The sequence below is a fragment of the Nonomuraea sp. NPDC003707 genome (assembly GCF_053587055.1).
Genome location: NZ_JBSFNK010000033.1, coordinates 95,926 through 115,297 on the forward strand (window position 1 = coordinate 95,926; position 19,372 = coordinate 115,297).

19 protein-coding genes and 1 tRNA gene are annotated in these 19,372 nt (G+C 71.6%); 9 read left to right on the forward strand and 11 right to left on the reverse strand.

From position 1 onward, the window contains the following. The first annotated feature begins 35 nt into the window (after window positions 1-35). On the forward strand, window positions 36-386 hold the full coding sequence (locus tag ACWDRB_RS51680) for an ArsR/SmtB family transcription factor (protein WP_350732339.1): 351 nt from the start codon (window positions 36-38) through the stop codon (window positions 384-386). After that, entirely contained in the window at window positions 386-652 is a 267-nt protein-coding gene (locus ACWDRB_RS51685; RefSeq protein ID WP_350732337.1) for a hypothetical protein, read from the forward strand. The genes ACWDRB_RS51680 and ACWDRB_RS51685 overlap by 1 nt, the downstream gene beginning before the upstream one ends. Here the strand turns inward: ACWDRB_RS51685 and ACWDRB_RS51690 are convergent. Further along, window positions 635-1,069, reverse strand: a complete 435-nt coding sequence (locus tag ACWDRB_RS51690) for a phosphatase domain-containing protein (protein WP_363977534.1) — start codon at window positions 1,067-1,069, stop codon at window positions 635-637. The two genes, ACWDRB_RS51685 and ACWDRB_RS51690, sit on opposite strands and share 18 nt — an antisense overlap. 87 nt (window positions 1,070-1,156) lie before the next feature. After that, window positions 1,157-1,747, reverse strand: a complete 591-nt coding sequence (locus tag ACWDRB_RS51695) for a cadmium resistance transporter (RefSeq protein WP_449907627.1) — start codon at window positions 1,745-1,747, stop codon at window positions 1,157-1,159. Between the two features lie 196 nt (window positions 1,748-1,943). On the opposite strand from ACWDRB_RS51695, the gene ACWDRB_RS51700 reads away from it, so the two are divergent. Next, entirely contained in the window at window positions 1,944-2,813 is an 870-nt protein-coding gene (locus ACWDRB_RS51700; RefSeq protein WP_449907629.1) for a hypothetical protein, read from the forward strand. A gap of 75 nt (window positions 2,814-2,888) precedes the next feature. Here ACWDRB_RS51700 and ACWDRB_RS51705 read toward each other — a convergent pair whose 3' ends face one another. Beyond that, window positions 2,889-3,314, reverse strand: coding sequence for a hypothetical protein (locus ACWDRB_RS51705; RefSeq protein ID WP_449907631.1), 426 nt, complete (start codon window positions 3,312-3,314; stop codon window positions 2,889-2,891). Between the two features lie 11 nt (window positions 3,315-3,325). Here ACWDRB_RS51705 and ACWDRB_RS51710 point away from each other — a divergent pair, with 11 nt between their 5' ends. Next, complete coding sequence (locus ACWDRB_RS51710; protein ID WP_449907633.1) at window positions 3,326-4,045, forward strand: hypothetical protein; 720 nt, start codon at window positions 3,326-3,328, stop codon at window positions 4,043-4,045. Here ACWDRB_RS51710 and ACWDRB_RS51715 read toward each other — a convergent pair. Genes ACWDRB_RS51715 through ACWDRB_RS51725 form a run of 3 tightly spaced genes read right to left on the reverse strand, consistent with a single transcriptional unit; the run spans window position 4,042 to window position 10,061 of the window. Next, window positions 4,042-6,618: a LuxR C-terminal-related transcriptional regulator gene (locus tag ACWDRB_RS51715; RefSeq protein ID WP_449907635.1), complete on the reverse strand. Its 2,577-nt coding sequence runs from the start codon at window positions 6,616-6,618 to the stop codon at window positions 4,042-4,044. The two genes, ACWDRB_RS51710 and ACWDRB_RS51715, sit on opposite strands and share 4 nt — an antisense overlap. 48 nt (window positions 6,619-6,666) lie before the next feature. Then, entirely contained in the window at window positions 6,667-6,828 is a 162-nt protein-coding gene (locus ACWDRB_RS51720; RefSeq protein WP_364843858.1) for a hypothetical protein, read from the reverse strand. A gap of 35 nt (window positions 6,829-6,863) precedes the next feature. Beyond that, window positions 6,864-10,061, reverse strand: coding sequence for a BTAD domain-containing putative transcriptional regulator (locus ACWDRB_RS51725; RefSeq protein WP_449907637.1), 3,198 nt, complete (start codon window positions 10,059-10,061; stop codon window positions 6,864-6,866). A 111-nt stretch (window positions 10,062-10,172) separates the two neighbouring features. Between ACWDRB_RS51725 and ACWDRB_RS51730 the strand changes: the two genes are divergently transcribed. Further along, entirely contained in the window at window positions 10,173-10,691 is a 519-nt protein-coding gene (locus tag ACWDRB_RS51730) for a universal stress protein (protein ID WP_319715898.1), read from the forward strand. On the opposite strand, the gene pdxR is transcribed toward ACWDRB_RS51730, so the two are convergent. Then, window positions 10,647-12,038 carry a MocR-like pyridoxine biosynthesis transcription factor PdxR gene (gene pdxR, locus ACWDRB_RS51735; protein ID WP_449907639.1) on the reverse strand — a complete coding sequence of 464 codons (1,392 nt, stop codon included), beginning with the start codon at window positions 12,036-12,038 and terminating at the stop codon, window positions 10,647-10,649. The genes ACWDRB_RS51730 and pdxR overlap by 45 nt on opposite strands. 67 nt (window positions 12,039-12,105) lie before the next feature. On the opposite strand from pdxR, the gene ACWDRB_RS51740 reads away from it, so the two are divergent. Next, entirely contained in the window at window positions 12,106-13,302 is a 1,197-nt protein-coding gene (locus tag ACWDRB_RS51740; protein WP_449907641.1) for an MFS transporter, read from the forward strand. On the opposite strand, the gene ACWDRB_RS51745 is transcribed toward ACWDRB_RS51740, so the two are convergent. The 4 genes from ACWDRB_RS51745 to ACWDRB_RS51760 form a co-directional block, all read right to left on the reverse strand. Next, the gene (locus ACWDRB_RS51745; protein WP_449907643.1) at window positions 13,252-15,444 is read right to left on the reverse strand and encodes a heavy metal translocating P-type ATPase; all 2,193 of its coding nucleotides are present in this window, start codon (window positions 15,442-15,444) and stop codon (window positions 13,252-13,254) included. The two genes, ACWDRB_RS51740 and ACWDRB_RS51745, sit on opposite strands and share 51 nt — an antisense overlap. Window positions 15,445-15,463: 19 nt before the next feature. After that, window positions 15,464-16,390: a hypothetical protein gene (locus tag ACWDRB_RS51750; RefSeq protein WP_449907645.1), complete on the reverse strand. Its 927-nt coding sequence runs from the start codon at window positions 16,388-16,390 to the stop codon at window positions 15,464-15,466. Beyond that, window positions 16,387-16,599 carry a heavy-metal-associated domain-containing protein gene (locus ACWDRB_RS51755; RefSeq protein WP_363985829.1) on the reverse strand — a complete coding sequence of 71 codons (213 nt, stop codon included), beginning with the start codon at window positions 16,597-16,599 and terminating at the stop codon, window positions 16,387-16,389. Before ACWDRB_RS51755 ends, ACWDRB_RS51750 begins: the two co-directional genes overlap by 4 nt. 65 nt (window positions 16,600-16,664) lie before the next feature. After that, complete coding sequence (locus ACWDRB_RS51760) at window positions 16,665-17,999, reverse strand: MFS transporter (protein ID WP_449907648.1); 1,335 nt, start codon at window positions 17,997-17,999, stop codon at window positions 16,665-16,667. A gap of 368 nt (window positions 18,000-18,367) precedes the next feature. Between ACWDRB_RS51760 and ACWDRB_RS51765 the strand changes: the two genes are divergently transcribed. The 3 genes from ACWDRB_RS51765 to ACWDRB_RS51775 all read left to right on the forward strand — a co-directional run bounded on the left by ACWDRB_RS51765 (window position 18,368) and on the right by ACWDRB_RS51775 (window position 19,319). Beyond that, complete coding sequence (locus ACWDRB_RS51765; protein WP_020542320.1) at window positions 18,368-18,487, forward strand: DLW-39 family protein; 120 nt, start codon at window positions 18,368-18,370, stop codon at window positions 18,485-18,487. Window positions 18,488-18,502: 15 nt separating this feature from the next. Continuing rightward, window positions 18,503-19,231, forward strand: a complete 729-nt coding sequence (locus tag ACWDRB_RS51770; RefSeq protein WP_357752501.1) for an HAD-IA family hydrolase — start codon at window positions 18,503-18,505, stop codon at window positions 19,229-19,231. A 15-nt stretch (window positions 19,232-19,246) separates the two neighbouring features. Beyond that, window positions 19,247-19,319: transfer RNA gene (locus ACWDRB_RS51775), tRNA-Ala, on the forward strand. The last annotated feature ends 53 nt before the right edge of the window (window positions 19,320-19,372 follow it).

Genomic DNA, 19,372 nt, shown 5'->3' on the forward strand with positions numbered 1-19,372 from the left:
ACGTGTAAGGAAATTATTACACGTGACGGGAAGCCATGACAGTGCCGGGGCCGACGGGTGACGACCTGGTCGAGATCTTCGCGGCGCTGGCCAACCCGCTGCGGCTGCGCATCATGGCGGTGCTGGCGGACGGGCGCGACTACGTCAGCCACCTGGCCCGCGAGATCGGGGTGAGCCGCCCGCTCCTGCACATGCACCTGCAACGGCTCGAGGCGGCCGGGCTGATCGTCGGCACCCTGGAGCTGTCCGACGACGGCAAGGCCATGAAGTACTACGAAGTCGCGGACTTCAGCCTGCACCTGACCGCGTCGGCGCTGGCCGAGGCGGCCAAGACCCTCACCAGGCCGGACCCGGGGAAGGGTCCAGGACCCAAGGAGCACTCCTGATGATCGATTCTTGGCCCGCGGCGATCTTCTCGTTAGGGGTGCTGCTCGTGGTCGGCTTCCTGATCGCCCTTTTCGCCGTGGGGATGTTCGAGATGCGCAAGGCCAAGCTCGACGCCCATCAGGCGGACGACCTGCGGCAGCTCGTGCGCCGGTTCGAGCAGCTCGCCGAGAACACCATGGACGCCCAGCAGCGGATGGCCGCCGACCTGGCCGAGCTGCGCGCCCGCACCACCTCGATCGAGCAGATCCTAAGAACCGTCGAATAGGGCGACGTAGCGGCGTTGCCAGGGGGTCTCGACGGCGTGCGAGTCGTAGTGCTCGCGTACGTAGGCGACGGCCCGATCGCCGGGCACCCCGTCGAGCACGGCCAGGCAGGCCAGGGCCGTGCCGGTGCGGCCCCGGCCGCCGCCGCACGCGACCTCGACCCGCTCGGACTCGGCGCGGGCCCACGCCTCGCGGAACGCGCCGGCCGCCGCACCCCGGTCGGACGGCAGCCAGAAGTCGGGCCAGCGCACCCACCGGTGCTCCCAGTCGACGGCCGGGGGCCGGCGGCCCAGCAGGTAAAGAGCGAACGTGGGGAGCGGCCCCTCGGGGAGCGGGCGCCGCAGGCCCCGGCCGCGGACGAGCCGGCCTGAGGGCAGCCGCAGCACTCCCGCCGCCGTGGGCTCCCAGGTAGCTGTCATGGTGCGAGCGTAGCCGCGGGGCTGCCAGGACACGCGATCTTCAGCTTTCGGCGGACTTCAGCGGACTTCAGCGGGCTTCAGCGGGCTTCAGAGGCCGAAAGCCCCGCCTTCCACGAGGATGACCACGCCGAGCCCGATCAGGACGAGGGGCAGCAGGATGTGCCCCCATCGGCTGAGCGCCCCGGCGATCAGCGGGCGGGTGGCGAAGAACCTCCCGGCCAGGCACCAGACGGCGACCAGGATCAGGAAGACGACCACGTACACGGTCATGCCCGAGGTGCCGGACGTGGCGAAGACGGGGACGTAGACCCCGATGTTGTCGCCGCCGTTGGCGAAGGTGACCGCGGCGACCTCCAGCGCCTTCGGCCCGCCGCCCCGCGCGGGCGGGTCATCGTCGTCGCCGCCGTCGGCGCGGTCGCGCCACACCTGCCAGGCCGCCTTGAGGCCCAGGGCGAGGGGGAGCAGGCCGAGGTACGGGACGGCGGACTCGGGCAGGAACGTGGCCCCGAAGGCGGCCGCGACGGCGACCACGAGGATCCCGGCGAAGCCGATGTACTGCCCGAGGACGATCCGCAGGTGCCCGGCCCCCTGGGCGAAGAAGAGCGCCAGGATGACGATGTCGTCGATATTGGTCACGGCGAACAGGCCGGCGGCTTGCCCGATGATGCCCGCATTCACGCCTGGAACCGTACCGGACCCTCACGATGTTGGAACGATCCCTGCCACCCCCGGGTTGACAGCCATCCTGACACCTGGGCCCCCAGCTTTCTGACGCAGATTACGGCGTATGTGGTCACATCCGGTGAACTCTCGCTCATCCTTTGTTATGGTCACTCACTGTCCAGAAACGGACACCCTTTACCCGAGGAGGATCATGAGGACCCCGAGGACCGTCGCCATCACTGCGGCTGTGGCGGCGACAGTCGCTCCCCTGCTGGCCATCGCGACCCCGGCGAGCGCCCAGCAGTCCACCGAGACCACCAAGAGCGTCCAGAGCTTGCCGCTGCTGGACTGGCTCTCCCTCGATAGCCTCAACCCGACCGAGCAGCTCAAGAAGGTCAAGGAGCTGCTCGGCACCGGTTACGTCCCCGAGGCGTTGAGCGTGACCAACGCCGCCAACCCGCAGTACACGTCCGTCTGGATCAAGGACACCACCCGCAAGGTGAGCGTCCTGCAGGGCCTGTCGGCGACCGACCTGCCGACGCGTATCGCCGAGCAGGCGAAGAGCGGCTTCGTGCCGTCCATGATCACCGGCACGGGCACGGGCCCCAGCGCCATCTTCGCGGCGGTCTTCGAGAAGACGACCGAGAAGGTCCAGTCCAAGCTCGGCATGACCAAGGACGTCTTCGCGTCCGCCAACGCCAAGCTCGCCGCCGCCGGCTTCAGCGTCGCCTCGCTGGACGTCTACGGCACGGTCGAGAAGCCCCTCTACGCGGCCGTCTGGGTCGCCGGGGCCGCGACCGGCGCCGTGCAGGTGACCACCGGCCAGACGGTCACGCAGCGCGGCCAGGAGCTCCTTGCCAAGACCAAGGCCGGGCTGCGTCCCGTCCTCATGGCCGTCGAGCCCGGCAAGCTCTACACCACCGTGTGGAGCAAGGGCAGCGCGACCGGCCTGAAGGAGTACCTGAACCTGTCCAAGCTGACCTACACGCTCAAGGCCACCGAGCTGAAGGCGCTGGGCTACCGTCCCGAGGTCCTGGACACCGAGGGCAGCACCATCGCGGCGATCTGGAGCAAGGGCTAAGACCCGGATCGTGGTGCCGTGCACCGGCGATCAGCGAACACACTCGTCTGATCGCCGGAACGCGCGACACCGGGCTCAGCGATCGAACCAGCGAGCCGCCGCCGGGGTCAGCAGCAGGACGACCACCGCCAGCGGGAAGAGCACACCCGGAGCGAGCAGTGCGGTCCACCCGAGATCGCCATTGATCGCTTTGGTGATCAGATTGCCGCCGCTCAGGACCACCTCGATGGCAACGACGCCCCAGCGCACCGCTTTCCTCCGCGACGGCCAGAGGAAGATCAACCAGGCCAGGAGCGCCATGGCCAAGACGGGGAAGAGCAGCAGCAAGAGGTACTCACCGCTGAACGCGCCGACCACCGCATAGGAGAAGCCGAACGCCAGGAGGCTCACGGCCACGTCGAGGATCAAGATGAACCTGGCGGCCCGTACGGCGACCGGCATGAACTCGGCCTGGGCATTCTCCGTCACACGATCATTCTGCAACACGACGAACGCGGGCATAATGGCGGACAATGCCGGAAATTCGGGAAATATCTGAGTATGCGGCGGCGATCGCGCCCGTCATCGACGCGGCCCAGGTCAACGTGCACGCCTCCGCCCGCAGAGCGATCACCGCACTGGCCGAGACCACCGGCGTGAGCACAGGGCTGCTGTACGACCTCAGGTTCGTGCTGCCGCTGCGCCCGCTGACCCGAGCCGGCCTGAGCGCCGTCTACCGCTACCGCGACGCGGCCGAGCGAGAGGCCGGGATCCGGGAGCACCTGAGCGAGGGCACCCTGGCCGAGGACGGCGACGGGGCGCTGAGGGCGACGGCCTCGGGGCTGGCGTTCATCCGGAAGCTGTACGAGGCGCACGGCGCCGCCGCCGGGCGGAGCTGGGCGGGGCAGGACCTGCCACGGCTGGCCCACCTGATCGGCAGGGTGCTCGACGGAGCCGAGCGGCTGCCGGGCGGCGCGCTCGAACTCGTCGCGCCTCCCTACGAGCCCGAGGGGAGCGGGCCGGGCCTGCTCCTGTTCAACCGGCTCGCCGTCCTCCGCTACCACCGCGCCGACGCCCACGCCGGGGCCTGGCAGGCGGAGGGCCTGTCCGCGGCCGAGATCGTCGGCCTGCGGGACGGGCCCGTCCGTGCGCGGATCGAGGCGGAGACCAACCTGCGGGCCGCGCGGCCGTACCAGGTGCTGGCCGAGGACGAGCGGCGGGCGCTGCACCACGGCCTGCTGAAACTGATCTAAAGCGCCGCCAGCAGGCGGCCCACCTGGGTGCGGTCGTTCACGCCGAGCTTCTCGTAGGCCGCCTGCAGGTGATTGGCGGCCGTACGCGTGGACAGCGTGAGCCGGTCGGCGATCTGCCGGTTCGTCAGCCCGGCGGCCGCGAGCTGGAGGATCTCCCGCTGGCGCGGCGTCAGCTCGGGCGTGGCCAGCTCCACCAGCGCCGGGGTCGACACGCCCGGGCAGCGCCTGGCCAGCGCCCACGCCCTGGTCTGCGCGCCCTTGGCCAGCGTGCCGCGGCCCGCGTCCCGGTACGCCGCCGCCTCCTGAGCCGTGGCCTCGGCCGCGTACAGGAGCATCCCGAGCCGTTCGAACTCCCCAGCCACCGCCCGGAGCTCGACCGGGTCGCCGATCGCGCGGGCGTGCCTGGCCAGGAGCGCGGCCAGGAGGCCGTCCACCCGACCGGCCAGCCTGGCGGACTGGTCCGGGGCGCCGAGCCGTACCAGGTCGTGCAGCGCGAACATCAGGCCGGCGTGCAGCTCGTGCCGCTCGGCGTGGTCGGCCGCCGCGAGGCACAGCCGTACCGCCTCGTCGAGCTCGCCGCCGGAAGCCGCCACCCAGACCTCGGCCTGCAGCACGTGCTGCCGGGTGAAGGCCCACCTGGACGCCGTCGCACCGGCCTCCGCCAGCACCTCCCGAGCCTGCTCCGTACGGCCCAGCAGCGCCAGCGCGTGCGCCTGCTCGGCCAGCACCCGCCCCAGATAGGGCTCACGCCCGGGCATCCTGGCCAGGTCGTCCCGGCACCAGCGCAGCGCCCCCGCGACGTCCCCGCGCAACCGGCCGACCATCGCCCGATATGCCGCGAACCCCGACACCGACAGCTCGGCGGCCGGCAGCTCCATCCCCTGCTCCGCCGACCGGTCCGCCGCCTCCAGCAGGCCCGCGAACGTCTGGGCGGCGCAGAGCGCGTCCAGGAAGCTCGGCAGCGCGTGCGGCGCCTCGTCCCGCCAGCTGTCCACGCTCTCCAGCGTTCGCGCGGCGATGGCGAGGCTCTCCCCGGTACGCCCCGAGTACGCCGCGGCCCACGCCTCCATGGCCGCCGCGTGCGCTTCGGCGCGCCGCGACATCGGCCCGTACGAGCGGGACCGCGCCAGCGAGCGCGCCGCCCCGGTCAGCCGCCCGGCGAAGCAGTCCGTCACGGCGCGGTAGATGTGCGCCTCCTGCAGCCAGACGGGCTCGGTCAGCGTCACGGCGGCCAGGTCGAGCACCTCGCACGCCTCGGCGTCCGCGCCCGCCCACGCCAGGTTGATCCCCAGGCTGAAGGCGTGCTGGGCGCGGTCGGCCTCGGTGACCGCGTCGCGCGCCGCCCGCCGCAACGCCGCCAGCGCCGTGTCCGCGTCGCCCAGCACCATGAGCACCTCGCCGAGCACCGCGACCGCGGCCACGCCCCCACCCGCGTCGATCGCGGCCTTGGCCAGGCGTTCGGCCAGGTGGGGATCCTGCCTGCCCCAGGCCAGCCGGGCGGCGGACACCAGCATCTCGGGGGCCGCGACCGAGCCGGAGTCCAGCCGCCACACGGCCGCGCGCAGCTCGTCCTCGCGCCGCCGCAGCCCGCTGGCCTCCAGCGCGTCGGCCAGCATCCGCAGCCGCCGCCGCGTCCGCAGCGTGCCGCAGCCGCCGCGGACGACCTCGCCGTAGAGAGGGTGGCCGAGCCGCAGCTGCTCCCGCCTGCCCTCGTTGACGGCCACGACCAGGCCGCGGTCCTCGACCCGCTCGACCGCCCGGGCCGAGGTCAGCGAGACCAGCAGCTCCGTGCCCAGCGGTTCCCCGAACGCCACCAGCTCCAGCACCTCGCGCTCGTCCTCGTCGAGGTGGCCGATCCGGTCGCCCACCAGCTCGCGCAGCCTGGTCGTCATGGACAGCTCGCCCCGCCAGCGCCACTGCCCGTCCCGCTCGGTCAGGCAGCCCGCGTTGCGCCCCGCCTGCACGACCTCGCGCAGGTAGAGCACGTTCCCCTCGCTGACCCGCGCGAGGTGCCGTACGGTCTCCGCGGCCACCTCGCTGCCGAGCGCGCCCGCGAGCACCTGCCCGACCTCGGCCCTCGTCAGCGGCGGCAGCTCGATCCTGTCGAGCAGCTCGTCCTTCCACAGCGCGGCCACCGGCGCCGGCTGCGGCTCCCCGGACCGCACCGTCACCAGGACGCGCGCCGCGCCGCTGTCCGCCAGGTAGTGCACCAGCGCCGCCGAGGCCGGATCCAGCCGGTGCGCGTCGTCCACGCTGATCAGCAGCTCGCCGCGCGGCGCGCGCTCGCGCAGGTGGCGGGCGGCCCAGCTCAGCAGGTTCTCGCCGCCCTCCGGCGGGCCCGTCAGCACGTGCGCGAACGCCCCGAACGGGATCATCGACGCGGTCTCCGTGCCGAGCGCGCGCACCACCGCGTACCCCGGTAACCCGGCCAGCGCCTCCGCCGCCAGTCTGCTCTTCCCGACCCCGGCCTCACCGGCGATCATCACGCCCGCTCCCGACCGCAGCGCCGCCCGCACGGTCGTGAGCGGCCCCCCTCGCCCGACGAACGGCCAACCGCTCCCCTGCTCGCTCATCGCGCCTCCTCTCGACACCCATCGTCGTCACGGAGGTTCGCGCGAGGTTCAAGTCGGGTTGGTGCTCAATCCGGCGGCGGAACGCAGGAGGTCGAGGAGGGCTTCCGTGCCGCTGAACGGCACCGGCTCGCCCCCCACCTCTTCGAGCAGCCCGCGGAGCTGGCCGCCGGATTGCTCGGGCTCGACCAGCCGGACGATGACCGTTCTCATCTGGAAACCATCTCGCCGGGCGGTTCAGGTCTGGTTCAGGTGGGGTATGGGGCGGGCTCGACCTCCAGCTCGCGCATGCGTTCGGCGTAGAGGTGGTAGCGCCTGCGGGCGTCGCCGCGGCGGCCGGCCAGGTCGAGCACCCGTACCAGGCCCAGGTGGGCGCGCTCGTCGTAGCGGTCGCGCTCCAGCAGCCGCAGCCAGTAGCGGGCGGACTCGTCGTAGCGCCGCTCGCCCGCCCGCGCCGCCGCGAGCCTGGCCGCCGCCTGCGTGTAGGCCAGCCGGGCCTGCTCGCGCAGCCCCACGGCCCAGTCCGCGTAGGGGTCCTCCTCGCAGAACTCCCCGCCGTACGCGCTCTCGGCCGCCGTCCACCGCTCCAGCGCCTCGGCCGTACGTCCTGCCTGGTCCAGCCGTACGGCCTGAGCCACCAGATCCAGAAATTTCTCGACATCGACGTCCACATTGGACAGGTCAAGCCGTAACGCGCCCTCGTCCGAGACCACGATCTCGTCCGCCGGACTTTCGTGCGCCGGATCCAGCACCGCGCGCAGCGTGGACACCATGACGTTCAGCCGGCGCAGCCCGACCGCCTCACCCTCCTGGTCCGGCCAGAGGATCTCGACCAGCCGCTCCCTGCCGATCGCGCTCCCCCTCCGGCTGACCAGGATCTTCAGCAGGTCGCGCGCCTTGCGCGACTGCCAGGCCGTACGCGGGACCGGCACGCCGCCCCGCAGCACTCGGAACGTTCCCATGGTCTCGACGATCACCTTCACGCCCGGCGCGGGAGCGGCGCGGGCGATCAGCGCGTCGATCCGGTCGTCGAGCGCCCGGCAGCCGATGGCGTGCATGCGCTCGCGCACCCCGGTCGCCAGCTCGCCGCCGGTCGCCGGATCGGCCAGGGCCGCCCTGACCAGCTCGGCCCTGGCCTGCCCCACCGGGTCGCCGAGCATCGTCCACGTGCGCACGGCCTCGTCGGCCGGCCGCGTGTCGCCGTCCAGCTCGGCCCGCAGCTCGGCGATGGCGGCCTGCGAGGCGTGGTCCCTGCGGCTCACCGCGACGGGTTCGGTCTCGTCGAGCAGCGCCCTGGCGTCGTCGTGGCGTCCGCCCGCCAGCGCCACGCGGGCGGCCACGACCCTGGCGGTCACACCCGCGATGCCTTCGGCGTGTTCGAGCGCCTGCTCGGCGACGCGTGCGGCCTCGGCCGGATCGTCGTCGGCCAGCAGCTCGGCGAGACCGTTGAGCGCGTTGGACAGCGACTGCACCTCGCCCGACGGCGCCGAGTCGGCGATGATCCGCCGGTAGATCGCCGCCGCCGTCCTGCGGTCGCCGCGCAGGACGTTGATCTCGGCGAGCCGGTTCAGGCCGGTGCCGACCAGGCGGGAGCCCATCGCCTCCCACCTGGCCACCGCGTCGGCGGCCTCGGTGGCCGCCTCCTCCAGGCGGCCGAGCCCGATCAGGGCCTTGGCTCGGTTGGAGACGTTCAGGGCGGCATAGGGGGCGAACGACACCAGGTCGGACAGCCGGCCCCCGATCTCCGTCTCGGCCAGCGCCTCGGCGTAGGCGCCCTCGTCCAGGTGGCGGGAGGCCCGGTTGGCGTGAATACGGATGAGCTGGACGATGTCGCCCGCGCGTTCGGCGTACTCCAGGGCGCGCAGGTAGTGGGCGTCGTTGGCTCGGCGGTCGCCGTCGAGCGCGGCGAGCATGGCCAGGACCGTGTTGGCCATGGCCAGCGCGCTCGGGTCGCCCAGGCTGCCGGCCTGTTCGAGCGCCTTGTCGGCGAGCTCGGCGCAGCCTGCCCGGTCGCCCTTCAGCCAGAGCACCGACGCCATGGACGCGGCGCACATGGCGGCGTCGGCGGGCGGAAGGCCGTACTCGTATCCCCTGGCGTACCCGGCCAGGGCCGCGTCGAGGTCGCCGCGCAGGTGGTCGATGAGGCCGAGCCGCCTGGCCACGAACGCGTCGAACGCCGGCCCCTCGGCGGCCCGGGCGAGCAGGTCGCGGGCGCGGGTCCACTGGCCGCGGTTCTGCTCGGCGACGCCGGCCAGCTTGATCATGGTGGGAGCGTTCCTGGCGGCCTCGGGCAGCAGCTCCAGCGCCGCGACCACGTCCCCGCGCTCGGCCAGGCGCAGGCCGTACGAGTCGAGGAGCGCGGCCGCCAGGCTCGGATGCTCCGTCGCGACGGCGGCCCGCAGGGCCAGCTCGGGCTGGTCGTGCTCGACGTACCAGCGGGACGCGACCGCCGCCACGTCGTGCGCCTCGTGCCGGTCGAGCGGCGCGTGCCTGGCCAGCACGTGGCGGCTGGTCAAGGTCAGGCGGTGGCCGTCCTGACCGGCCTCGAGGAACAGGCCGCGGCTGGTGAGCGAGTCGAGCGTGTCGGGCGGCGCGCCCAGCGTGGCGGCCAGCCCGGAGGTCAGCACGGGCAGGACGGTGGCGGCCCGCAGCAGCTCGCGCATCGCCGGCGGCAGGTCCTTGAACGCGGCCAGCGTGAGGCGTTCGAGCGTGGCGGAGTTGGCGGCCAGCCCGGCGGCCGTGCGCGGCCAGCCGGACGGGTCCTCGCGGGCCAGCGCGTCGAGCGCGGCCTGCACGGCGGCGGGCCAGCCGCCGCAGGCGTCGTGGAGCGTGGCGGCGACGGCCGCGCCCTGCTCGCCCAGCCGGTCGCGCGCCCAGGCGGCCGTCTCGTCCGGGGTGAGCGCGAGATCGGTCGCGTCGAGGTCGAGCACCTCGTGGTCCTGGCGCAGCCGGGCAGTCGGGAACGGCAGCGGCGCCCGCGACGCGGTGACCAGATGCAGGTGCCTGGGGGCGACGCGGACCAGCGTCTCCACGTACCGCACGGAGCCCGGGGCGCCCGAGATGGCGTCGATGCCGTCGAAGACCAGCGCCAGGCCGCGCCGCAGCCGCCTGCCCAGCGCCTCGGCCAGCGCGCCCGCCAGCGCCGCGGCCCTGGACACCTCGTCGGCGTCGGGCCCGAGCGGGGCGTCCGCGGCGGTCACCAGGTCGGCGGGTAACCCGGCCACCCGCTCCGACAGAGCCGAGGCCACCGCTCCCGCCAGCGTGGGAAGATCACGATCAGCGGGCCCGAGCCGGTGCAGCACCGCGCCGACGGCCTGGCTCCACCCTGCCAGGGCAGTGGACTTCCCGTAGCCTGTAGTTGCGACGAGCGAGGTGAGCCTGTACGTCAGCGCCGCGTCCAGCCGCCGGTCGAGGGCGGGACGGGGTCGCACCCACCCTCGGTCCACCCCCGCATGCTACGCCGGGGTTCGCGGGGGGACTCCATAGTTCGAAAAGTGCCACCTCCCGGTAACACACCGGCGGGCGCACTATGGTCGTACTTCTTAACAGGAGGCACCGTGGAACAGGAACTGCCCGGCGGTGCGAGGCTGATCGTGGGGGTGGACGAGTCCCCGGCCTCGCGCTGGGCGCTTGCCTGGGCCATCGGTGCGGCCAGGCTGCACCGGATGGCCCTGGTCGCCGTACACGTCAGCCGCGCGCCCGTCCACCCATTCCCCGAGGCTCTGCCCGTCCAGCACGCGCTCCGGGCCGGCGAGGAGGCGCGCTGCAGCGAGGTGATCGCCGGCGTGTTCGACGACGTCGCGGGCGGCGTGCCCGACGACATCAGAACGGCGGTGATCGGCCGGGTCGGCGATCCCGGCTACCACCTCGTCGACCTGGCCCGCGAGGGCGACCTGCTGGTGCTGGGGCGGAGCCGGCGCGGGCTGCTCAGCCGCATCTTCCTGCCCTCGACCAGCATGTACTGTGCCCGCCACGCGCGGACCACGGTCGTGATCGTGCAGCAGCCGGCGCCGCCCGACGACCCTGAGCTGTCAGGGGAGCGGGCCCGCCGGTTCTGGAGCCGCCGCCATCCGTAGGCGCCTGAGTCCTTCGGGGATGTCGTCCCTGGTGATGCCGCCGTAGCCGAGGACCACGCCGGGCTGGGCCGGGCTCTCACCGCAGTACGCCTCCAGCGGCTCCACCGCGAGATCCGGCGCGGGCCGTACCTCTATATCCGGGGCGAGCCGGGCACACAGGTGCAGGCCTGCGGTGGACGGGACCAATCGCAGCCGCTCGTCGCCCGCCAGCGTTTCAGCGATCATGGCGTGCCTGGCGGCGTACTCGCGGGTCGCCTTCCTGATGTGCCTGGACAGGAGCCCCTCGTCAATGAAGCGGGCCAGGGCGGCCTGCGCGGGCACGTCGCTGTGCCAGTCGGACAGCTGCTTGGCCGCGCGCAGTGCCGGGGCCAGCGAGGCCGGGGCGACGAGGAAGCCGAGCCTGAGCATGGGGAGCAGGGTCTTGGAGAAGGAGCCCACGTAGATGACGCGGCCCGCGCGGTCGAGGCTCTGGAGGGGTTCGAGCGGGCGCTCGCCGAAGCGGAACTCGCTGTCGTAGTCGTCCTCGATCACCACCGCTTTGCGGCGCTCAGCCCAGGCCAGCAGGGCGGCGCGGCGGGCCGGCGACATGGGTGTGCCCAGGGGGAACTGGTGCGAGGGGGTGACGTACACGATGCGGGCGGCGCCGGGGATGGCCCGGACGTCGATGCCCTCCTCGTCCACCGGCACCCCGGCCACGCGGGCGCCGAGCGAGCGGAACAGCAGGCGGGCAGGTGGGTAGCCGGGCTCCTCGACGGCCACGCAGGCGCCCGGCTCGATCAGGACGCGACCGATGAGGTCGAGCGCCTGCTGGGCGCCGTTCGTGATCAGCACGTCGTCGGGGCCGGCGTGGACCGAGCGACTGATGCCTATATGACGTGAAATAGCCTCTCTCAGAGGCTCATATCCGGATGGGCTGCTGTACGCGGCGGCGCTCACCCGCAGCTCGCGGGCCACCAGCCGGCGCCACGTCTCCATGGGGAACAGGCGCGGGTCCGGCATGCCGACCCGGAAGTCGTATCGGGCTCCCCGCATGGCGCGCGGTGCCTCGATCCCCTGCCAGAACGCCCTCGGCCGCACCACGCCCTTAGGGGCCGCCCTGCCGCGCACCGACTCCCCCGACACGAACGTGCCCGCCCCCGCCCGTCCCACCAGGAACCCGTCGGCGACCAGGCGGTCATAGGCCACGGCGACCGTGTTCCTGGAGATCTCCAGCCTGCGTGCCAGCTCCCTGGTCGGAGGCAGCCGCTCGCCCGATCTGAGCCGGCCGTCGAGAATGGCGTCGAGCAGCTGCCGGTAGACCTGTGCGGCCAGGTCACCCCGCCCTTGAAGGCTTATGTGAACGTCCAACTTGGCCCAATCACTTTGCCGGAAATTGGAGCTTATATCGGGACAATGGGGGATCGAAGATGAGGGTATGGCACCCCGGCGCATCCTGGCTCAGGCCCAGCTCGCGAACTCCATCGGCGACGGCGTCTACCTCGTCACCTCAGCGTTCTACTTCACCAGGATCGTCGGCCTGTCGGCCACCGAGATCGGCCTCGGCCTCACCCTCGGCTGGGCCGTCGGCATGGTGGCCGGCGTGCCGCTCGGCCACCTCGCCGACCGGCGCGGGCCGCGCGGCGTCGCCGTCCTGCTCGCGTTCACGACCGCCACGGCGGTCGCCTCGTTCCTGTTCGTCCGCTCGTTCGGGCTCTTCGTGCTGGTGGCCTGCCTGTACGGGACGGCGCAGACGGGCCTGTCGGCCGCCCGCCAGGCCCTGCTCGCCGGGCTGATCGCCCCCGAGGAGCGCACGGTCGTTCGGGCGGTCCTGCAGTCCACGCTCAACGGCGGCCTGGCCGTCGGCGCCGCCCTGGGCGGGCTCGCCCTGCACCTCGGCACGCGGCCGGCCTATCTGGCGGTGTTCGCGCTCGACGCCGTGAGCTTCCTGGTCGCCGCCGGGCTGCTGCTCAAACTGCCTTCCGTACGGGTCCCGCCGGCCGCGCCCGGCCCCCGGCTGGCGGTGCTCAGAGACCGGCCGTACGCGCTGATCACGCTGATCAACGCGGTGATGCTCTTCTACATGCCGCTGCTCAGCCTGATCGTGCCGCTCTGGATCGCCTCACGTACGAGTGCGCCCACCTGGATGGTCTCGGTCCTGCTGCTGCTCAACACCGTCACCGTGCTGCTCTTCCAGGTGCGGGTGGCCAGGCGCGTGAAGGGACTGCAGTCAGCCGCCCGGTCGGTGCGGTACGCGGGTCTGGTGATGTTCGCGGCCTGCGCGGTGTTCGCACTGAGCCCGTACGGGTGGCTGTTCCTGCTCGTGGCGGCCGGCCTGCAGGTCCTCAGCGAGATGCTGCTGGCCTCCGGGTCCTGGGAGATCAGCTTCGGGCTCGCCCCCGACCACAGGCAGGGCCAGTACCAGGGCTTCTTCGGCACCGGCGTGGCCGTGGCCAGGATGCTCGGGCCCGTCGCGCTCACCACACTGGTGCTCGGCGGCGGCACCCTCGGCTGGCTGCTGCTCGGCGCGGCGTTCGCGGCGGCCGGCGCCTCGATGGCGCCGGCCGTCAGATGGGGACAGCGGTCACTTGAAGCGGCGCAGCCGCAGGCTGTTGCTCACCACGAACACGCTTGAGAACGCCATCGCCGCGCCCGCGATCATCGGGTTGAGCAGCCCAAGCGCGGCCAGCGGCAACGCGGCCACGTTGTAGGCGAACGCCCAGAACAGGTTGCCCTTGATCGTCTTCAGCGTGCTGCGGGACAACCGGATCGCCTCCGGCGCCACCCGCAGATCACCCCGCACCAGCGTCAGATCCGCGGCCTCGATCGCGGCGTCCGTGCCGGTGCCCATCGCCAGCCCCAGATCGGCCTGAGCCAGCGCGGCGGCGTCGTTGACCCCGTCGCCCACCATGGCCACGACCCTGCCCTCGGCCTGCAGCTTCTTGACCACCTCGACCTTGTCGGCGGGCAGCACCTCGGCGATCACCTCGTCGATGCCCACCTCGGCCGCCACGGTCCTGGCCACCGCCTCGTTGTCCCCGGTCAACAGCACCGGCCGCAGGCCGAGCGCCCTGAGCTGCTCGATCGCCTGGCGGCTGGTGGACTTGATGACGTCGGCCACCACGAGGACGGCACGCGCCTGGCCGTCCCAGCCGACCGCCACTGCGGTGCGGCCCTTGGCCTGCTCGGTTTCCAGCGCGCTGTTCAGGCTGTCGGGCAGGTGCTGGGACCATTCCGTCAGGAGCCGGGGGCGGCCGACCAGCACTGCGTGACCGTCCACGATCCCCTGCACGCCCAGCCCTTCGACGTTGGCGAAGTCCTCCACCGTCGTCTTTGACTGGGCCGCGCGGGCGATGGCCTGGGCGATCGGATGCTCCGAGGCGTGCTCCAGCGCACCCGCCAGCCTGAGCACCTCCTCGCGGTCCTCCCCCTCGGCCAGATGCACCGCGACCAAGGTCATCTTGCCCTCGGTGACCGTGCCGGTCTTGTCCAGCACAACCGTGTCGACCTTGCGGGTGGACTCCAGCACCTCCGGACCCTTGATCAGAATGCCCAGCTGGGCGCCTCGGCCGGTCCCGACCAGAAGCGCGGTCGGCGTGGCCAGGCCCAGCGCGCACGGGCACGCGATGATCAACACCGCCACCGCCGCCGTGAACGCCGCCGCCACCCCGTTCCCAGTGCCGAGCCAGAACCCCAGCGTCCCGACCGCCAACGCGATCACGATCGGCACGAAGATCCCCGAGATCCGGTCGGCCAGCCGCTGCACCGCCGCCTTACCGGTCTGCGCCTCCTCCACCAGCTTGGCCATCTGCGCCAACTGCGTGTCCGCACCCACCCGGGTGGCCCGGACGATCAGCCTGCCGCCCGCATTCACCGTCGCCCCGGTGACCGCATCCCCCGGCCGCACCTCCACCGGCACGGACTCGCCGGTCAGCATCGAGGCGTCCACCGCCGAGGAGCCTTCGAGGATGACGCCGTCGGTGGCGACCTTCTCGCCGGGCCGCACCACGAACGTGTCACCGGCCTTGAGCTGGTCGGTGGGGATGCGCCGGCCGTCGGCCAGCTCCACCTCCTTGGCACCCAACTCCAGCAACGCCCGCAACGCCGCCCCCGCCCGCCGCTTGGAACGGGACTCGAAATACCGGCCGGCCAGGATGAACGCGGTCACCGCCGCCGCCGTCTCCAGATAGATGTTGCCCGAGCCGTCGGTGCGCTCGATCGTGAAGGCGAACGGATGGGTCATGCCCGGCGTGCCCGCGCTGCCGAAGAACAGCGCCCACAGCGACCAGCCGAAGGCGGCCAGCGTGCCGACCGAGATCAGCGTGTCCATCGTCGCGGCGCCGTGCCGCAGGTTCGTCCAGGCCGCCTTGTGGAACGGCCAGCCCGCGTACACCACCACCGGCGCCGCCAGCACCAGCGACAGCCACTGCCAGTTCGTGAACTGCAGCGCCGGGACCATCGCCATCGCGACCACCGGCACACTCAACACCACCGCGGTGATCAACCGCTGCCGCAGCTCGTCCTGCGGGGGTGCTTCGCTCGGGGCCGGGGCCGCCGGTAGCGCGGCCGTGTACCCGGCCTTCTCCACCTCGCTGATCAGGTCCTTCGGGTCCACACCATCCGGGAAGGTGACCTTCGCCTTCTCCGTCGCGTAGTTCACCGTCGCGCTCACACCCTCGAGCTTGTTCAGCTTGCGCTCGATCCGGTTCGCGCAGGACGCGCAGGTCATGCCACCGATCGACAGCTCGACGGATCTGTCCTGGGCCAGGGAAGTCATCACCCCTCCTTTTCCTGATTCAGTGCCCGTGACCGCTGGTGCCCGGCTGAGCCGGTCCCGCACCACTCGCCCGGGCGGTGAAGTCCGCGGTACGGACCTTGCCGTCATGCTGGAAATCCAGGAACAACCGGTAATCGCCACCGCTGGGAACTTCGGCGTAGAAGGTGATCTCCGGCCCCGCCTTCACGCTCTCCTCCGGATGCACGTGCAGGTAGGCCAGATCACCGGCCCGCAACGCCACCAGATGCCCGTACGCCCCCAGATACGGCTGCAGATCCATCACCGGCTTACCGTCCTTGCTCACGCTCAGCGTCAGCTTGCTCGCCTGGCCGGGCACGAGATCACCCGTCAGGGAGATCGTGTAGCCGTCCACCTCAGCCGTACGAGCCACCGGGGCAAGAGGCTGCGGCTTGTAGTCCCCCGCGACCAGCAGATCCGCACCCAGCGTCAGGTTACCTCCGCCCACCGGAGCGAAGTCCGCGAACGCCCGGTACACGCCCGGATCCGCCAGCGTCAGCCGCACCGACCACGCCCCGTCCCCGTCCTGGACCGGGTGCAGGTGCTGGAAGCTCGCCAGATCCCGCGACACCACGATGAAATGCAGCTTCTTGTCATGCTCGACCTGGTAATCGGTCACCGGCCTGCCATCAGGGCCGGTCACCGTGAAGCGGAAGTCGGTCGGCTCGCCGGCCTTGACGGTGGTCAACGGGTTCAGGGTGTAACCGTTCTCGGACACTTGAAGCCCCCTAGGGGTATCGCTCTTCGTCTGTTCGTGCTCGCCTTGCGGGGCCATCGCGGCGTGGTCCTCTTGCGGAGCCATTGCGGCGTGATCCTCGACCTGCGCCGGGGCCGCCGTCGGGCCGGCCATCTGGCCCACACCCAGGGCGCCGCCGAAGACGACGGTCAGCCCCAGGACGTAGGCGCCGAGCTTGGCGGCGGCGTTCATGCCTGGCCCGCCAGCTCGTATCCGGCCTCCTCGACCGCGGCGGCGATCTCCGCCCGGTCGACGGGGCCTTCGCTGTTGACCGTCAGCAGGCCGCCGGCCAGGTCCACCTCCACGGAGGTGATCCCCGCGACGCCGCTGACCTCTTCCTTCACCGAGCTCACGCAGTGGCCGCAGGTCATGCCCTTGACGATGTAGGTGGTGGTGCTCATGACGTCTCCTTCTTCGTAGTCTAACACCCTACCCCCCTAGGGTATCTAGAAGGGTTTTTGGGGATTCAGCCGACAGGATCGCTCTCGCGTACGGCCGGCCTGCGCATGAGAGCGGCCGTGAGCGCCGCGCCCAGGACGGCCACCACCGCGGCGCCCGTGAAGGCGGCCTGGAAGCCGAACTGCTCCTGGGAGGTGGCCAGCGCGGTCATGACGGCCAGGCCCAGCGCGGAGCCGACCTGGTAGGTGGTGTTGACGATGCCGGAGGCGAGGCCCGCCTCCTCCGGGCGGGCGCCCGACATGGCCGACATCATCGCCGGGATGTACGCCAGGGACATCCCGACCGCCGCGATCAGGCTCGCGGGGAGCACGTTCGTGGCGAACCCGCCGGTGAACCCGAGCCCGGCCACCCCGGCCGCCAGCACCGCCAGCCCGACCACGATGAGCGGCTTGGCCCCGAACCTGCCCAGCAGCCTTGCGGTGATGCCGATCATGAAGATCATGATCGCCACGGTCATCGGCAGCAGCGCCGCGCCACTGGCGAACGCGCCGTACCCGAGGACCTGCTGCAGGTAGAGGTTGAGGAAGTACCACATGGGAATCCAGGCCGCGCCGAGCAGGGCCATGGCCAGGTTGGAGGTGGCCAGGCCGGGCGTGCGCCAGATGGCCAGGGGCATGAGCGGCTCTCTGACCGTACGCTGCACGAACAGGAACAAGGCGAGCAGCGCCGCGCCACCGAGTCCGGCCGGCCAGTTCGCGGCGACGATGGCGTACACGACGAGCGCGATGCCCGCGGTGACGGACGCGGCGCCCACGAGGTCGACGGATCCGCGCTTGCCTCGCACGGCGGGCAGCAGCCTGGTGGCTGCCAGCGTGGCCAGGCCGATCGGGACGTAGATGATGAAGACCCAGGGCCAGCTCAGATACTCGGTGATCACGCCACCGAGGAACACGCCCGCGGTGCCACCCGCCGGGGCGGCGGCGCCGTACAGCGCCATGGCCTTGCCCAGCTCGCGGGCGTTGTGGCCGAAGAGCATCATGAGCAGCGCCATGGCGGCGGGCGCGATCAGCGCCCCGCCGATGCCCTGCACGGCACGCCCGGCCACCTCGACCCAGGCGGTGGTGGCAGCGGCGGCGACCACGGATCCGGCGATCAGGACCGCCCATCCCGTGACGAACACCCTGCGCGCCCCGAACAGGTCGGCCAGCCGCCCGCCGAGCAGCAACAACCCGCCGAAGGCGACCACGTAGGCGTTGAACACCCACTGCAACCCGCCGTCGGAGAAGCCTAAGTCGCGCTGCATGTCGGGGAGCGCGACGCCGATGATGGAGGTATCCATGATCACCATGAACTGTGCCGCCGCGAGCACGATGAGCGCCCACCAGCGTCTTTCGTCAGCCATGACGTGACCCCTTCCTTTCTTTGCTACCCCCGGGGGGTATATCTGGGAACGGCGAGGAACGTAACACACCCCCCTGGGGTATGTCCAGTTCGAAGTCATGCGCGCCCGGGCGCGATATTTGGCATGATCGAGCTGTTGCCTGACGGGTGGCCCCCTGAGTGGAGGGGGATGGACACGGAGAGGAATCCGAGATGTCGTGGGGGATGGGGTTAACGCGCCTCACCTGGGGCTGACCACTCGTTCTCCGCGCATTCCGCGCATCTGGTCTGTGCGCAACACAGGGAGCGCAGCCATCCCTTGCTAGGCTGCATGTCAACCGTTGGGTCTCACCCCGGCAGGTGAGGCCGTCGAAGAAGTGGGGTCACACCGTGAAGAAGCTGCTCGTTCTGGCGCTGATCGCCCTTGGGGGGTTGCTGATCTGGCGTAAGGTGCAGGCCGACCGCGCAGAGCTCGATCTCTGGACCGAGGCGACCGGCAGCGAGAACTAACCGACCGGCGAGGCGATGAGTGACGTCGTCCCCATCAAGCTGGTGTGCCTGGACCTGGCAGGCACCACAGTCGGTGACATCGCCATGGTCGAGCGCGCCTTTGCCGAGGCGATCGCGACCCAGGGCATAGTGCCCGGGACCGGAGCATACGCGCGTGCCATGGTTCACGTGCACCGGTCCCGGGGCTGCCCCAAGATCGATGTCTTCCGTGGGATCTTCCCCGGGAACGAGGCCCAGGCGCAAGCGGCGAACCTGACGTTCGAGCGCTCCTACGAGGGCACTCTGGAGCGGGCGGGTCTCGTCCCCATGCCCGGAGTTCTGGAGGTCCTCGACAAACTCCGCGGCACCGGCATCAAGCTCGCCCTGATCACCGGCTTCAGCCGCACCACCCTGAGCCGCATCCTGAGCGTCCTCGGCTGGCACGACAAGATCGACCTGGCCATCTCCCCCGAAGACGCCGGCGGCCGCGGCCGCCCCTGGCCGGACATGGTCCTGCACGCGGTGCTGCGCCTCGGGGCGGAGGACGTCCGCCAGGTGGCCGTCATCGGCGACTCCGAAAGCGACATGCTCTGCGGCAGGCGGGCGGGGGCGTCGATCGTGGCGGGGGTGATGACCGGGGTCCACAGCCGGGAGCGCCTTCTGAAGGGCGGCGCGACCCACATCCTTGACTCGATCGCCGACTTCCCTAGTTTGGTACTGAGCGATGACCTTGGTACGACGCAGGTAGCTTCGTCCGCCCGGTAAGCTATCTTCGTCGAAGGGGCCTTAGCTCAGTTGGCAGAGCGCCTGCTTTGCAAGCAGGAAGTCAGGAGTTCGAATCTCCTAGGCTCCACCCCAGGTCAAAGGCCACTTCCCGTGATCGGGGAGTGGCCTTTTCGATCTTTT